Origin of the sequence: Romboutsia timonensis (assembly GCF_900106845.1) — a bacterium.
GTDB lineage: Bacteria > Bacillota > Clostridia > Peptostreptococcales > Peptostreptococcaceae > Romboutsia > Romboutsia timonensis.
Genome location: NZ_LT629850.1, coordinates 1,424,215 through 1,441,277 on the forward strand (window position 1 = coordinate 1,424,215; position 17,063 = coordinate 1,441,277).

The 17,063-nt window shown below is 27.6% G+C and carries 15 protein-coding genes; 4 read left to right on the forward strand and 11 right to left on the reverse strand.

What is annotated here, in order from left to right; genetic code table 11:
• The 4 genes from BN7997_RS15790 to BN7997_RS09405 all read right to left on the reverse strand — a co-directional run.
• A partial coding sequence (locus BN7997_RS15790; protein WP_195906814.1) for a hypothetical protein occupies positions 1-218 on the reverse strand: 218 nt, incomplete at its 3' end.
• A gap of 465 nt (positions 219-683) precedes the next feature.
• On the reverse strand, positions 684-1,625 hold the full coding sequence (locus BN7997_RS16035; RefSeq protein ID WP_074010971.1) for a M24 family metallopeptidase: 942 nt from the start codon (positions 1,623-1,625) through the stop codon (positions 684-686).
• Positions 1,626-1,963: 338 nt separating this feature from the next.
• Positions 1,964-3,505 carry a rhamnulokinase gene (locus BN7997_RS09400; RefSeq protein ID WP_330385876.1) on the reverse strand — a complete coding sequence of 514 codons (1,542 nt, stop codon included), beginning with the start codon at positions 3,503-3,505 and terminating at the stop codon, positions 1,964-1,966.
• Positions 3,486-5,279: an L-fucose isomerase gene (locus tag BN7997_RS09405; RefSeq protein WP_071120540.1), complete on the reverse strand. Its 1,794-nt coding sequence runs from the start codon at positions 5,277-5,279 to the stop codon at positions 3,486-3,488. The genes BN7997_RS09400 and BN7997_RS09405 overlap by 20 nt, the downstream gene beginning before the upstream one ends.
• Before the next feature lie 187 nt (positions 5,280-5,466).
• Here BN7997_RS09405 and BN7997_RS09410 point away from each other — a divergent pair, with 187 nt between their 5' ends.
• Complete coding sequence (locus BN7997_RS09410) at positions 5,467-6,333, forward strand: AraC family transcriptional regulator (protein ID WP_071120541.1); 867 nt, start codon at positions 5,467-5,469, stop codon at positions 6,331-6,333.
• Positions 6,334-6,389: 56 nt separating this feature from the next.
• Here the strand turns inward: BN7997_RS09410 and fucO are convergent, their stop codons facing one another.
• The 3 genes from fucO to BN7997_RS09425 all read right to left on the reverse strand — a co-directional run bounded on the left by fucO (position 6,390) and on the right by BN7997_RS09425 (position 9,480).
• Entirely contained in the window at positions 6,390-7,478 is a 1,089-nt protein-coding gene (fucO, locus tag BN7997_RS09415; protein ID WP_071120542.1) for a lactaldehyde reductase, read from the reverse strand.
• Positions 7,468-7,713 (reverse strand): iron-containing alcohol dehydrogenase, encoded by a 246-nt coding sequence (locus BN7997_RS09420; RefSeq protein ID WP_143023196.1) that lies wholly within the window; start codon positions 7,711-7,713, stop codon positions 7,468-7,470. The genes fucO and BN7997_RS09420 overlap by 11 nt, the downstream gene beginning before the upstream one ends.
• A gap of 144 nt (positions 7,714-7,857) precedes the next feature.
• Positions 7,858-9,480, reverse strand: a complete 1,623-nt coding sequence (locus BN7997_RS09425; RefSeq protein ID WP_071120544.1) for a Na/Pi cotransporter family protein — start codon at positions 9,478-9,480, stop codon at positions 7,858-7,860.
• Positions 9,481-9,636: 156 nt separating this feature from the next.
• Here BN7997_RS09425 and BN7997_RS09430 point away from each other — a divergent pair, with 156 nt between their 5' ends.
• Positions 9,637-10,770 (forward strand): SLC13 family permease, encoded by a 1,134-nt coding sequence (locus tag BN7997_RS09430; RefSeq protein ID WP_071120545.1) that lies wholly within the window; start codon positions 9,637-9,639, stop codon positions 10,768-10,770.
• A gap of 122 nt (positions 10,771-10,892) precedes the next feature.
• On the opposite strand, the gene BN7997_RS09435 is transcribed toward BN7997_RS09430, so the two are convergent.
• The 3 genes from BN7997_RS09435 to BN7997_RS09445 form a co-directional block, all read right to left on the reverse strand.
• Positions 10,893-11,774 carry an FUSC family protein gene (locus tag BN7997_RS09435; protein WP_071120546.1) on the reverse strand — a complete coding sequence of 294 codons (882 nt, stop codon included), beginning with the start codon at positions 11,772-11,774 and terminating at the stop codon, positions 10,893-10,895.
• 477 nt (positions 11,775-12,251) lie between these two features.
• Entirely contained in the window at positions 12,252-12,920 is a 669-nt protein-coding gene (locus BN7997_RS09440; protein WP_071120547.1) for a metal-dependent hydrolase, read from the reverse strand.
• 142 nt (positions 12,921-13,062) lie between these two features.
• A complete protein-coding gene (locus tag BN7997_RS09445; protein ID WP_071120548.1) occupies positions 13,063-14,163 on the reverse strand; it encodes a glycoside hydrolase family 10-like protein in 1,101 nt (366 codons plus the stop codon).
• Positions 14,164-14,347: 184 nt separating this feature from the next.
• Between BN7997_RS09445 and BN7997_RS09450 the strand changes: the two genes are divergently transcribed.
• Positions 14,348-14,764 (forward strand): hypothetical protein, encoded by a 417-nt coding sequence (locus BN7997_RS09450; protein ID WP_071120549.1) that lies wholly within the window; start codon positions 14,348-14,350, stop codon positions 14,762-14,764.
• Positions 14,765-14,900: 136 nt separating this feature from the next.
• Entirely contained in the window at positions 14,901-15,608 is a 708-nt protein-coding gene (locus BN7997_RS09455; protein ID WP_071120550.1) for a hypothetical protein, read from the forward strand.
• 199 nt (positions 15,609-15,807) lie between these two features.
• Here BN7997_RS09455 and BN7997_RS09460 read toward each other — a convergent pair whose 3' ends face one another.
• Positions 15,808-17,049, reverse strand: a complete 1,242-nt coding sequence (locus BN7997_RS09460; protein ID WP_071120551.1) for an IS256 family transposase — start codon at positions 17,047-17,049, stop codon at positions 15,808-15,810.
• Between the last annotated feature and the right edge of the window lie 14 nt (positions 17,050-17,063).

Sequence of the window (17,063 nt, forward strand, 5' to 3'; positions counted from 1 at the left end):
TATTCTTTTAGCCATGATTGTACTTGAGATACTAATTCTTTAGCCTCTTTACGTAATACTTCCCCTTTTTCATGTACAGCAATAGCTTGCTTTTCTAAAGCTGCTATTTGTTCATGATTTTGAGATATTTCAATTTCTTTATTTGAAAGTTTTTGAACTAATTCATTAAGATACTCTAAGCTATTATTTTCTTGTTTTTTATTTTTTATTTTACTCAATTTAATACCTCCAAAATTATTAATTATATTAATGTATTGCTTAAAAATTGCATTAATAATTTACAATTCTTAATTTATAGTATTAAAATTTATATAATTAGTGATAATTTTAGAGTAAAAAAATATATATAAATATGATATTTTATATTTTTTTGTAAATATTAACTAAATATTATATATACCTAAATTTCTAAGATATATTAATGAATTATACAAAATCTAATCTTTAAGAATTAATATAGATTTAGCTGTGTCTCTATAAAATATTTAAAAATATCATTTTTATGATTCTAAAGTTCTTTATACTAAAAAATAAGTAAATTTATAAAAGAGTATCACTTTAGAAATTGTAATTATAAAAACTGTATAACAATCAAATAATCCAGCTAAAATTTCTAAGTATTAAAATAAACCCTAAATATAATAAATTTTACTTAATTTATCATACTTAGGGTTTTATATTAATTATTTTATTATATTTAATTCTTTATTATATTTGTTTAATAATTCATGCCCGTCTTCTGTAACTAAAACTAAATCCTCTATTCTAACTCCAAATTCACCTGGTAAATATATTCCTGGCTCTACTGAGAATATCATACCTGGCTTTAATATATCCGTATTTATAGATGATACATCTCCCATATCATGAGTCTCTATACCTATAGAATGTCCTGTTCTATGAGTGAAATATTTTCCATATCCTTTTTCAGTTATATATTCTCTAGCTGCATTATCTATATCACAGAATCTAACACCTGGTTTTACCATAGCTATGGCTCTTTTATTAGCTTCAAGTACTATATTAAATACTTCTTTTGCTTTTTCAGGCGCGCTTTTATAAAATACTGTTCTTGTCATATCTGAACAATAGTTATCTTTAATACACCCTATATCAAGTATTACACAGTCCCCTTCTTTTAATTTAGCTGAACCACAATGAGCATGAGGATCTGCTCCATTTGCTCCATATGCTATAATTGGAGCTATTTCTTTTGCCTCTATATTTATATCTGTCGCTTGACCTTGGCATCCACCTAATGGTTGGTGTATCATGTATCTAGTATTTGGCAATGAATATCTATCCTCTTTATCAGCTGCAAGATATATAGTTATTCCTGCACTTGCAACCCATCCAGTACCTATTACAATAATACGTGGTTTTATAAACTTAATCATATCATGTATAGTATCTCCTGCTTCTACATGACCACCTTGGCTATTGATAAATAGTTTTATTGGTTCATCTCCCATTTCTTGTAGTATTAATAATTGTGTTGCTACTTTTTCAGCTAACTCTTGATTTATCTCTCCCGAAATGATTAGTGATCTAGAGCTTAATAGTTTTTCTACCACTACACTAGATGTGTCTTTTGAATTTTGTTGTTTTTCCCCTTGATTGTTCATATGATACCCCCATTTAATTCTTGTTTTGAGTCTAATAACTACTTACTAATAAGTATAGCACAATTATTTTTAGTCTACGTTTGTATTTTTATTTATTTTATAAAATGCTATATTAGATAGTTATGCTATAAATTTGAAATAAAAATAGCTATATCTCTTGTGCGATATATTTAATTTCTTTCTATTAATTGGTTTATAATATATATGTTCTAATAATAATTCTACATTATAAAATGCGTTGTATTATCTATGGTACTTTTAGATAATACAACTTAGTAGTTTTAATTAATGAAGTATTTTAATTAAAACTTATATAATCAAAAATTTAAACTTATCTATCATTGGTTGTAATTATATATAAATGCTTCAAGTGATTTATTTATTTCATATTTACATTCATAGAATGCACCTTGTCCTCCATCTGTTAAAGGAGTTAAAACAGAATTTTTTATTGTTCTATTCATATATTCAGCAAAGGGATAAGGACATATAGTATCATGTATAGCTATATTTCCAAGTACAGTTGCTTCAACCGGTCCCGCACTAACTTCCATATTACAAGCATTAGCAGTCATTTGGCATAAAAGCTTACTTTGTATGCCTCCGCCAACCATATACATGGCTTTATAATCTTTTTTTGTACAGTCTTTTATTTCTTCTAATGAATATCGGTACTTAAATGCTAAGCTTTCATTAATACATCTAACTATTTCACCTTCTGTTTTAGGAACTTCTTGATTAGTCTTTATACAATACTCTCTAATTCTTTTAGGAATATTTCCTGCTGGAACAAATACTGGATCGTCTGGGTCTATAAAACATTTAAAAGGTTTTGAGCTTTTAGCTAACTCTTCTAATTCACTAAAACTATATGTTTTTCCCTCTCGTTCCCATTGTCTTTTACTTTCTTGTATTAACCAAAGACCTATTATATTTTTTAAAAATGAAGCTTTATTCCCATATCCACCTTCATTAGTTATATTGTAATAACTAGATTTTTCATTTATTATAGGTTCATCAATTTCAGTTCCAAGAAGTGACCAAGTTCCACAACTTAAAAATACAAAGTCATCTTCCATAGCTGGTACAGATACTAAAGCACTTTGAGTATCATGCCCTGCTACTGCAATAACATCGCTCATATCTATTTTTAATTCTTCACTTATATCTTCTGATATTTTGCCTATTATAGTTCCACTAGGAACAATTTCTGTGAATAATTTTTTAGGTATGCCTAGAGAATTAATTACTTTATCTGACCAAGTTCTATTCTTTGCATCAAATAATTGAGTTGTAGATGCTATAGAGTTTTCGGTAACCTTTTTACCTGTTAATAAATAATTAAATAAATCAGGCATTAGGAGCATCACATCTGCTCTTTCAAGCAGATGTGATCTTTTTTCTTTTAATGATAATAATTGAAATGCTGTATTTATCTCCATAAATTGGTTACCAGTTATATCATAGAACTCTTCTTTTGATATTTTTTCAAAGCTTTTTTCTAGCATTCCACTAGTTCTACCATCTCTATAATGAATAGGATTTTCAAGCAGTTGACCATACTCGTCAAGTAACGCAAAGTCAACTCCCCACGTATCTATCCCTATACTATCTATTTTCCCAAAAGGCTTTGACTTGATTAAACTTTGCTTGATTTCAAAGAACTGTCTAAGCACATCCCAATACATAGTTCCCCCAACAATTACAGGGTCATTTGAAAATCTATGGATTTCTTCAATACTTATTTTAGTTCCATCATATACTCCAAGCATTGCTCTTCCACTAGATGCTCCAAAATCAAAGGCTAATACTTGCTTTTTAAAGTTATTCGTTTCCATGATATCACCTTCTGTATTATTATTATTTGTACATTGGTCCATAAGCCTGACAAGCTCTATAATCTTGGCCTTCTTTATCCATTCCAAATGCATTCCATGCAGCTGGTCTAAATACTTTTTCTTCATCTACATTGTGCATACTTACAGGTATTCTTAACATTGAGCATAATGTGATTATATCTGCTCCTATATGCCCATAGCTTATTGCTCCATGATTAGCTCCCCAATTGTTCATTACATCATAAGCAGATTTAAATGCACCTTTTCCAGTAAGTCTTGGGGCAAACCAAGTACAAGGCCAAGTATAATCTGTTCTTTTCCATAACTTATCAGATACTTCATCAGGAAGCTTTACAGTATATCCCTCTACTAATTGAACAACTGGTCCAAGTCCTTTTACAAGATTTAAACGCATCATAGTTACAGGCATTTCAGCTTCTGTTAAAAATCTTGAAGAGTATCCTCCTCCTCTAAAATATCCATTATCAGCAGGATTCCAAGTAGTTGCTTTTAATATTTCATCTTGGTCTTGTTCTGTTACATCATACCAAGCTTTCATTACTCCATTACCATTTTCATCTTTTGCTTGACCACAAGCGTCTAAACAAGATGCTCCTGAGTTTATTAAATGTATAAATCCATTAGACTCTTTAGCTACACCTTCTAATTCATAACCTGTAGCTTTTTTAACTGCCTCTGGACTCCAGTAAGTACGAACATCTGAGAATATTTGTGGAGTATTAGTTAATAATTTTCCAAATAACATACTTATTCCATTTAATACATCATTTTCAGTTGCTAATATATAAGGTTCTCTTGCTCCATTCCAGTCAAATGAAGTGTTAAGTAATGCTTCTGGAAAATCACAGTTTGGATAGAAATCAGTCCATTGTCTTTGACCTTGGAAACCTGCAGCTATTGCATTGTGTCCTAACATTTCTTCTTCACAGCCTGCTGGTAAGTTTTCATTTCCGTTCATTAAGTCTTTTATTATACACATCATTTTAACGACAAATTCCCAATCTTTATCTTTTTGTTCTCTAGATTTCTGAACATACTCTGGGTTTTTATCAAACCCTTCTATGCACTTTTCTTTAGTCCATTTTAAAGCTCTTTCAAATTCTTCTTTATCGTAAATTTCTTCACTCATTCTTCTTATTACTTCTGTTTCATCAACTGATTCAACTCTCATACCTAAGTATTCTTCTATAAATGCAGAATCTATTATAGATCCACCTATTCCCATACATATAGAACCTATTTGTAAATAAGATTTTCCTCTCATAGAAGCTGCTGCTACTGCTGCTCTACCAAATCTTAATAATTTTTCTTTAACATCTTCGGGTATTTCTGTTGCATCTACATCTTGAACATCGTGTCCGTATATACCAAATGCAGGAAGCCCTTTTTGTGCATGAGTTGCTAAAACTGATGCTAAGTAAACCGCTCCTGGTCTTTCTGTTCCATTAAATCCCCATACTCCTTTTATAGTCATTGGGTCCATATCCATTGTTTCTGAACCATAACACCAACATGGAGTTACTGTAAGAGTTATATCTACTCCTTCTCTTCTAAATTTATCTTGGCAGGCTGCTGATTCTGGAACTCTACCTATTGTAGTATCAGCTATAACAACTTTTACTGGTTCACCATTAGAGTATTTTAAATTTTCTTCAAATAATTTAGCTGCTGATTTTGCCATATTCATTGTTTGTTCTTCAAGAGAACCTCTTACATCTAAAACCCCTTTTCTTGCATCTATTGTTGGTCTTATTCCTATTACTGGATATTCTCCTATTAATCTGTTTTTTGCCATTTTTTATTCCTCCTCCAATATTATTAAAATTTTATATTTTTTCTTTCTAATCAAATTAATTATGTATTTCTTTGTCTTTCTAATTTAATTATATTTATTCTAATAAACGTTTTCTTGTGATATAATAGACTAAAAATATAATAATATTCACTTTTTTATTTTTCATAAAATACAGGGGGGGAACTTTATGAAATATTTTGATTATAAAGAACAAAAACAACATGGTACTTTTGACTTTCCTATTGCCTTTTATCATGTCACGCCTGAACATCCAAGATATAATATGCCTTATCACTGGCATACAGAATGTGAAATAATAAGAATTTTAGAAGGAGAATTTTTATTGATAATTAATGATGAAAAGATTTTAGCAACTAAAGGAGATATAATTTTTATTCATGATGGTATGTTTCATGGTGGAACTCCAAATAATTGTATTTATGAATGTATTGTATTTGATATAAAAATACTACTAAAGCAAAATCATGCTTGTACAAAACAAATTCAGGATATTATAAATCAAAAGAAAATAATCGGACCTCTTCTTCCTTCAAATATTGAAGGTCTAAAACCTTGTTGTGATACTTTATTCGAGTCAATGAAATCTATGAAAATTGGATATGAATTTTTAACTCAAGGTTCTTTGTATTATTTAATAGGACTTGTCTTAAGATTTAATTTATATAAAAGCAAAAATAAAACTAACAAAAGAACACAAGAAAAAACACTTCATTTTAAAAATGTTTTATCTCTAATAGAAACTGAATATCAAAGTCCTCTTACTCTTGAGGATTTATCAAAGTCTGCTGGCATGGCTCCAAAATATTTTTGTAGATTTTTCTCTGAAATGACCAATAAAACACCTATAGAATATTTAAACTATTATAGAATAGAAAGTGCTTGTGAACAACTTCTTACTACAGATTATTCTATAACTGAAGTGGCTTTAAATTGCGGTTTTAATGATGCAAGTTATTTTATTAAAATGTTTAAAAAGCATAAAGGTATTACTCCTAAGCAATATATAAAACAACATTTAAATAATACTAAATAATAAAATAGATACTATAAGATTTATTTCTTATAGTAGCTATTTTGTTATTTAAATTTTTATAATAATGATTTGTATAAATTAGCTATATCTTCTATGCTTGTTTCTTTTGGATTTCCTGGTCTACATGCATCATCATATGCAGATTTCGATAAGAAGTCTATATCTTCAAATTTAACTATATCTTTTAAACTTGATGGTATTCCTATATCACTTGAAAGTTTTTTAACTGCATCTACAGCTGCTTTTCTATATTCTTCAACACTCATATTTTCTACATTTTCCACACCCATAGCTTTTGCTATATATTTATATTTATCACCAGTTACTTCTGCATTGTACTCCATAACTGTTGGAAGTATTATTGCATTGGCTACACCATGAGGAGTATCATATAAAGCACCTAGCGGATGTGCCATTGAGTGAACTATTCCTAATCCTACATTAGAAAATCCCATACCTGCTATGTATTGACCTAATGCCATACCTTCTCTACCTTCTTTTGTATTTTCAACTGCTCCTCTTAAATGTTTTGATATTAATTCTATTGCTTTTATATGGAACATATCACTCATTTCCCATGCTCCTCTTGTTATAAGTCCTTCTATTGCATGAGTTAATGCATCCATTCCTGTAGCTGCAGTTAAGCCTTTTGGCATACTTTCCATCATATCTGGGTCTACTATTGCTACAACTGGTATATCATTAGTATCTACACATACAAATTTTCTATTTTTCTCAGCATCTGTTATAACATAGTTTATAGTAACTTCTGCTGCTGTTCCTGCTGTTGTTGGTACAGCTATTATAGGTACACATTTATTTTTAGTTGGTGCTACTCCTTCTAGGCTTCTAACATCTTCAAATTCTGGATTATTTATTATTATACCAATTGCTTTAGCTGTATCTATAGATGAGCCTCCGCCTATTGCTATTATATAATCTGCATTAGATTTTTTATAAGCATTAACTCCATTTTGAACATTTTCTATTGTCGGATTTGGCTTTATATTAGAGTATATTTCATATTCAAGATTTGATTCTTCTAATATATTTGTTACTTTTGTTGTTACATTAAATTTTATTAAATCTGGATCTGAACATACAAATGCTTTTTTTAAATTTCTTCCTTTTACTTCATTTANGATTTGGCTTTATATTAGAGTATATTTCATATTCAAGATTTGATTCTTCTAATATATTTGTTACTTTTGTTGTTACATTAAATTTTATTAAATCTGGATCTGAACATACAAATGCTTTTTTTAAATTTCTTCCTTTTACTTCATTTACTATTTCTTTTATTGCTCCTGATCCATGGTAAGAAGTTTCATTTAAAACTATTCTATTCGCCATATAATACCTCTCCTTTATCTTAAGCATATTTTTTAATACTTTATACTTATATTATAGTTTTTATATTATTTATTTCTATGATTTTAATGGATTAAAAATGTAACTATTTTAACTTTTTTTATTTTATTTAAATTTTAAAAAACTCCAATTAAATAAATTGGAGTATTCTTATTATTCATTAATTTTTATAACTCTTTTTGCAATACTAGCACAGTGGTCTGATATTCTTTCAAGATTAGTCAATAAATCTAAGTATATTATTCCAGCATCTATGCCACATGAATTATAATTTATTCTTTCCATATGTTTATTTTTATATGCTTTTTCCAACATATCTACTTCACTTTCTAATTTTAAAACATTTTTTGCAACACTAGTATTATTCTCTTTCATTGCATTAATAGATAAGTTATAACACTCTAAAACCTTATTGTAAATTTCTACTATTTCATCTTTAGCACTATCTGACAATTCAATATTACCATTTATAAACCATTGAGCAAGTTCTGCAATATTTTCTGATAAATCACCAACTCTTTCTATATCATTTACTGTATGAAATAGTAAATCTAAAGAAAACCTCATTTTATCATCTAAAGTTTTATTTGATAGTTTAATCAGATAGTCTAAAATTTTTCTTTGTTGTTCATTCACTATTTTTTCTTTTTCAAATGTCATATTTACATCTTCTTGAGATTTTTTTAATAATCCATCCATAGAAAAAACTAAACTTTTCTTTGAGTTTTTTCCCATTCTAAGAACTTCTTTTATTGTATTTCCAAAAGCTATAGATGGAGTTTCTAACATTCTTTCATCTAAGTATTTTATTACTCTATTCTCATTATCTTCTTCTTGACCTTTATCAGGTATAATTAACATTGCTAGCTTAACTATATATTTAGAAAATGGTAATAATAATACAACATTTATTAAATTAAATAGTGTGTGTGAATTTGCTATTTGTCTAGATATATCAGTTGGGTCTAAACGTGTAACTATCATAGTTATAGGTTTATTTAAAATAAACATAAATAATAAAGTTCCTATTACGTTAAAACATAAGTGCATTAAAGCAGCTCTTTTAGCATTTTTATTTGTTCCTATACTTGATAATAAAGATGTAGTACAACTACCTATATTATCTCCATATAAAATAGGTAATGCTCCATGTAATGGCATAAGACCTTGTGAAGCTAATGCTATTAGTATACCCATCGATGCACTAGAACTTTGTAAGCAAGTAGTCATTAAAAATCCAGCAATTAATGCTAATATTGGTTGATTTGCAATACTTGCTAATATACTTCTTACAAAAGGGTATTCTGATAATGGGGCTACTGCATCTTTCATAAATCTCATACCTATAAATAATATTGCAAAACCTATTAGTATTTCAGATATATTTTTAAGAGTAGGTTTAGATTTTAACCCGATCATGTATAAAACTATACCTATTCCAAGAGCTATTGATGATAATATACTAACATCAAAGGATACTAATTGAGCAGTAACTGTTGTTCCTATGTTTGCTCCCATTATAATCCCAATTGCTTGATACAATGTCATTATTCCTGCATTAACAAATCCAACTACCATAACAGTAGTTGCACCACTACTTTGTATAATACCTGTAACAACAGCTCCTACTAAAACTCCCATAACAACATTGCTTGTTAAAAGTTCTATAGCTTTTTCTAATTTGGGACCTGTTGATTTTTGAAGACCTTCTCCCATTATGTTCATACCATAAAGGAATAATCCAAGGCCTCCAATAAGACTTATAAGAATGTACACTTTGTCACCACCTTAAAAGTTATTTTTATGATATTATAATAACCAAAAGCTATAAAACTTATGTTAATACTGTATTCTATTTATAAAATTTAATTTGATATATGTTATATAATAGTGTAAAATTTTCATGATAAAATTTATTATATGGAGAGAAACATGAGTCAAATTATTCAAACACAAAAAGGAAAAAAGAAAAGCTCATTTATTGAGTTTTTAAAAAAGGAATGTGTTCTAGTTATAGCAGTTACTCTTGCTATACTTAGTTCTTTTATTTCTATACCTAAATTGTCTTACATTGACTTTAAGGTACTTATATTATTATTTAATCTTATGGTGGTAGTTGCTGCTTTTAAAGAGTTAAAGGTTTTAGATAGTATAGCCATAGGACTTTTAAAAAAATGTAATACTTATACATCTATATCTTTAGCACTTGTATTTATAACTTTTATATCTTCAATGATAGTTACTAATGATGTTGCACTTATTACATTTGTTCCACTTAGTATTGTTATTGCAAGAAAAGCTAATATTAATGTTTTAAAAATAGTAATATTTCAAACATTAGCTGCGAATCTTGGAAGTAGTTTTACTCCTATGGGTAATCCTCAAAACTTATTTATATATTCTTTTTATAATTTAAGTCCTATAGACTTTTTTAAGATAACTTTACCTATAGTTGTTTTAGCTGTATTGTTTTTAGTTTTACTTGTTTTTAAAGATAAAAAGATGAATTTAAGTTTAGATTTAGAAGATGTTAAAATTGATAATAAAAGAGATGTTTATTTATTTGGTGGGTTATTTTTAATAATATTATTATCAGTTTTCCATGTTATTGATTATAAGGTTACTTTTTTAATAACTATTGTTATGGTTTTAATTTTAAATAAAAAGTTATTTTCACAAGTTGATTATTCTTTATTAATTACTTTTATAGGATTTTTCATATTTGTTGGAAATATTTCAACTATGGATGTTGTAAAAAACTTTATGGAAGGTATTTTAAATAGTCCTAAGTCTACATTTTTAGCCTCAGTACTTTCTAGCCAAGTTATTAGTAATGTTCCTGCTACTATGCTTTTATCTGGATTTACTGATCACTTTAAAGAGTTACTTTTAGGTGTAAATATTGGTGGTATGGGTACATTGATAGCTTCTCTTGCTAGTGTTATTTCTTATAAGATTTATGCTAGTGAATTTGGAAATGATAATTATATGAAATCTTTTACTTTTTATAATATATTAGGTTTAATTATATTTGTGCCAATTGCTTATATATTTATAGCTTTATAATATATTTGTAAAAATTTTGCTTTACTTAAGCGACATATGGGCTAAATATTTCATTTATTAAGCGATACCGCTTTAAAAAAAATATCCAAGAGTTCAAAGTTTGAATTCTTGGATATTTTAATTTATATATTATCATCTACATCAATATCATGTATTTCATTTATATGTTCAATTATCCTACTTATATGAAAGTTATAAACTGGACTTACATTTTCTTTGATTTCTATATTTTTATCTAATTTCTCATATAAATCCTTAGATTTAATATAGTTTTCTTTATTTAAATAACATTTATCTTTCATATGTTCTAATACCTGAAGATGTAAATATATTTGCTTACACTTATTTATAGTTTTATTTATTGATTTATTATCTACTTCATCGTTACTATATTCTAATTCATCTAAAAAGTTTTTATATAAACCTTCTAATTTTGTAATTTCATTTTTTAAAGATGATATATCAACATGATTTCCTTTTTCTATTTCACTTTTTAATAATATTATTGATGTATTTTCAATTTCTCTAATTTCATTGTATATACGACCTAAATAATTAGGTCTATAAATAAAGTAATTTACACATACTCCAATTAAAATCCCTATTGATGTATCTACTATTCTGTGAAAAGAATATGCTATTGGATTATTTGTTCCTACTCCTAAATATATTGCACAATATACCACACAAGCAATACTTATAGAGTTATTTATCTTTAATACATTACAAATATATATAGTTGTAATTATACCTAAACATGATAATATTGGATTTCCAGGATGTATAAGTACAAATATAAAGCCTATTAGACCTCCAATAAATGTTCCTTTTAATCTATTTAATCCAGCTGTCAAAGAACCTTTTACAGTTGTTTGCATACATACAATACAAGCTATTGCTGCAAATAATGTGTTATCAACTAGATGTAAGTGTCCAGCTAAAACACATATCATAACACCTATACCTGTTTTTATGTTTCTCATTCCAGGTTTATGTAATTTCAAGTTTCCAACTCCCTTCCCATTTATGATATCATAATTTAATAAGTAAAATAAATAGGATTATATATAAATTATATAATATATTACTACTTTATTTTATATTTAATTCTTACCATTAAAAATTCACTTCGACTTTGCTACGTGTCGGTGAAGCATTTCAAAATATCATTTTACGCTTACAAAGTTATTGATATTACATCTATTAAGATTTTATCTATAAAAATTTCATATTAAGTTTTCTTATACGTAAAAAATTCGCTTCGCCTGAGCGACGTGTCGGCGAAACACTTCATGTCGCCAACGACTTCGTCCGTTGCTTGAGCCACTGCGTGGGCGAAGCATTTCAAAATCTTTTTTACGCTCAAGACCAGTTGATTGATATTACTTACATTCAGAAGTTATCCACATTTTTTAAAATATTATAATATCCTTAAGCGTAAAAAAGGTAAGCCATATTCATATAACTTACCTTAATCTTATCTATATCTCTATACTTTCATTAAAATCAACTATTAATACCTTTGCATCACAGTTTTTCTCAACTTCTATTTTAAAGTCTTGTGGCGACTGTGCTATTAGTGGCCATGTGTCATAATGTATCGGTATAACTACATTTGGTTTTAACATTTTAACAGCTTCTAAAGCTTCTTCTGGTCCCATAGTAAAATTATCTCCTATTGGAAGTAAGGCATAATCTATATTATTCATTCTACCTATTAATTGCATATCTCCAAATAATGCAGTGTCTCCTGCAAAGTATATAGTTTTTCCGTAAAAATCTATTATAAATCCACAAGCAACTCCTCCTTCTATACCTGCACTGTGTATTGCTTGTGTAACCTTTACAGAACCAAATTCAAAATTGAATTTTCCACCGATGTTCATTCCATGAGAATTACAACCTTTACTTTCTGCCATATTTGCTATTTCTGCTGTACTTATTATTGTTGCACCAGTTCTTTTAGCTATTTCTATAGCATCTCCTATATGGTCAAAGTGTGCATGTGATACTAATATATAATCACATTCTACTTCATTTGGATTAGTTTTATTTACTGGATTATCTGTAAAAAATGGGTCTATTAATATAGTTACATTATCTTTTGTTAATGAAATGTTAGCATGACCGTTGTATTTTAATTTAATCATCTGTATTCCTCCGTTTTATTTATATTGTAAATTATACCATATAATATATTTATTAAAATAATATAATCTTGTTTATATTTTACTTTTTATAACACTTGATTATTATAGACTGTACAATATATGTTATATTCAAATTATTCTTTTAATTATCATTAAATTTAGTTGGTAAAATAGCCTTACAATTATATGCTTCTTTTAATTGCATTACTACATTGTCATTATCATTCATTATATCACTTGCACTAAATAATATATTTCCACTTACATATTCATACTCTCTATTTATTTCTATTTGTTTATAAATCTCACTTGCTATATCTAAATCATTTATATTTTGACCTATATAAAGTCTTACTCCACTATCTTTAACTACATCATTCCACCAACTTACCATAACCTCATAATTACTATCATTATTATCTGTACTCCAGTAAATTTGAGGAGCTATATAATCTACAATATGTTCATCTATCCATGTTAAAGTATCCATATAAAGATCATAATAACTTTCTAAGCTATTTGACTCTGAGCCAATTAAATCACTACTTTTATTTTTCCAAACTCCATATGGGCTAACTCCAAACTGAACTGATGGTTTTGTAGATTTTATTACTTTGTATATAGTTCTTATAAGGTTATTTACAGATTCTCGTCTATTATTTGCAACTTCACCTTCTCTATCTTCCCCTTCTGGTAATGGATAATCATAAGGGTAAAAATAATCATCAAAATGTATTCCATCTACATCATATTTTTTTATTATCTCATAAACTGTTATTGCAACATATTCTATAACTTCAGGATTTTCAGGGTCATAAAATAATTCATTGTTAAATTCTAATACCCACTCTGGTTTTATTCTAGCAGGATTGTTTGGTGCTAATTCATTTAAATCTGTTCCTTGTGTTGTTATTCTATATGGGTTTAGCCAAGCGTGAAATTCCATATCTCTTTTGTGGGTTTCTTCTATCATAAATTGAAGTGGATCATATCCTGGATATTTTCCTTGCTCTCCTGTAAGATATTTAGACCATGGATTTATATATGATTTGTATAATGCATCTGAAGTTGGCCTTACTTGGACAAATATAGCATTTATGTTTAATGAATCTAGTTTATCTAATATTTCTATAAATTCTTGTTTTTGAGCTTCTGTGTTATCAAGTGTTTTAGGCCAGTCAATATTATATACACTTGCTATCCATACTCCTCTAAATTCAACTAATGTACATCTATTATACATTTATATCTCCCCTTATAAACTTATTTTTTCTGCCTCCTTTTTTAATACTTTATATATTTCATTTTGATGTAATATTTTATGTTTTGGCTATGTTTTAAATGAATGTTGAAAATGATACAATATAATTAACTTCACAATTGTTATATATTACGAAACGTAAACTAAGATTGATATGGGGGCATATATGGATAAAAAAAATGATAATATAGCAAAAAAGATGTATATTAAAATATTGATTGTACTATTTTCAGTTAGTGCAGTAGTTGCAATTGGAGGTAGAATAGTTAAACAAATACTACGAGGATATGGTTATGTTTTTCATTCTTGGTTAAATGTTACTTATTTAGTAGCTTGGGTATTAATGATAGGTCTAATTTTAATTATACCTTTTACATATTTAAACGTATGGCTTGGAGGTATTATTATACCGTTTGTCTTATTTGTTGCATTTATTTGGGGAACTATTGGATACAATGAAGAAATTAGAAAAGGAGAATACATTGTAACTGAGACACAACAAATAGGTGAAAAAGCTATTCGATACTATGAGAATATTAACATCTTTTTTATGAAATTTCATCACGAGGAATATGTACGATAACATTTATAGAAAAGAAAATTTATATTATACTTATCTTTACTATAAATATTTTTCAATAGTATTTTTAAACATAGATTTAAATTACTCAAGTTAATAAGTTGAGAATTAATTATAAATAGAAAAATTGGGGGATTATATGGGAAAAGTAATTAGGTTAAGTTTATTTTTAATTGCTATATCATTGTTTTTAAAAGGGTGCAGTAATTCAAAAGAAGATATAACTTTGGATATTAATAAAAATGAAAATATCATTGAGACTAATAATATTAAGCAAATTATTTCTAATGATATTCATTTAAAAGAAACCGAAGAACAAGAATTGATAAATATAATAGAATCAGTAGAAAAAAATAAACCTAATATGTCAGATAAAGAACGATATGATTTAAGAGCTGATATATTCTCTAATTTAAATCAAGACCAAGTTCTTAAATTTGATGACTGTTATACTGTATTAAGCCAAGTTATTTTGGATGATAGATATAAAGAATTATTTGATAAGGAAAATAATCGATGGGATGCTTATGATAATAATGATTTATATGGAATCGTAAATATCATAAGATACGTATCTAATTCAGTAAAAAACCAAGCGTTTAAAAATGATTTAAATAGAGTTGAAGCATTGTGTTTATATGGATTAGAAAATAGAGATATAATTGCACTTATTGATGCAAGAAGAATAATGCGAGATATTAAATATCATATATTTGAAGTTCCATATTTTAAAGAGGGAGATGCTATAGTTGAAATAAATGAAGAAGATTACAGCATATATTATGGAGCAAGTGAAGTATTAGAAGGAGATAGATATAAAACAATGGGTATATATAGATATAATTAATAGGAGTTTTACTGAAAAATATGAGAATGTCTATAGATTTGTGTAAATAAGATTTTTTATAATTTATATTACTGGAAATTTCAAATTCCAGTAATATTTTTTTATTTTTGAGAAATACTAATACTGGAATTCTTTACACAATTATTATGTGTTTAATTTAGTTATTTATACACTAAATTTTCCATAATTTCAAAAAAATTTATATTGTGTAAGAGTTAGGTATCCTTTCTCCAAACATAATTGTAAGCTGTCCTAAAGTAGACGCCCAATTTTGGTTTGGAGAGGTCCATTTCTCCATAATTTTCATGGTAGATAAATATAGTGATTTTCTTAGTGACTCATCTGTTGGAAATACAGTTCTTACCTTAGTATATTTTCTTAACTGTCTATTAAATCCCTCAAGAGCATTTGTAGTATAAATAATTCTTCTAATTTCATGTGGATATTCAAAATACGTATTCAGATTACTCCAGTTATTGTACCATGAATCTATTACAACAGAATATTTTGAATACCATTTTTCCTTAAGAATATCTAAATTTTTAAGTGCTGTTTCTTCGTTAAATGCCCTATAAACACTTTTTAAATCTTTCATAAACTCTCTCTGATCTTTTGATGCTATATATTTAAGAGAGTTTCTAATTTGATGAACTATACAAGTTTGAATACTTACATCTGGATACACAGTTTTAATTGCTTCAGGTAGACCTTTTAAACCATCCATACATGCAATTAAAATATCATCTACGCCTCTATTTTTCAAATCATTACAAACTGATAGCCAAAATTTTGCGCCTTCTGATTCACCAATCCAAATACCTAATATATCTTTTTTTCCTTTCATATCTAAAGCCATACATATATATGCTGCCTTTGAAACTATTTTATTATCATCTCTTACTTTAAAATGCATAGCATCCATATATACGATTGGGTATATTTCATTAAGTTCTCTGCTTTGCCATTCGGCGGCAGCCTCTACAACCTTATCTGTTATCTTAGATATCATTGCAGGAGACACATCAATGCCATATAGTTCTTCCATTTCAGATTGGATATCTCTTACACTCATACCACAGGCATAAAGACCTATTATTTTTTTATCTAGTTCATTACATACAGTTTCATACTTTTTAACAACCTTCGGTTCAAATTGTGCTTTTCTATCTCTTGGTATATCTAGGCCAACTTCACCAAAACTACTTTCAATAGTCTTAGAACTATATCCATTCCTATAGTTTGGATTAGCTTCATTACTTCTTTCATGTCTTTCTCTTCCCAGATGTTCTTCCATTTCTGCTTCTAGCAATTGTTGGATAATATCTTTGAACAGCTTTTGCATTAATCCATTTTTACCAACTACATCTTCCATGGTTTTACATTTTCTTACTTCAGCTTGGTAGTCTAAATCTGGAATAATTATTTCTCTTTGATCTTTCATTTCTTTACCTCCAA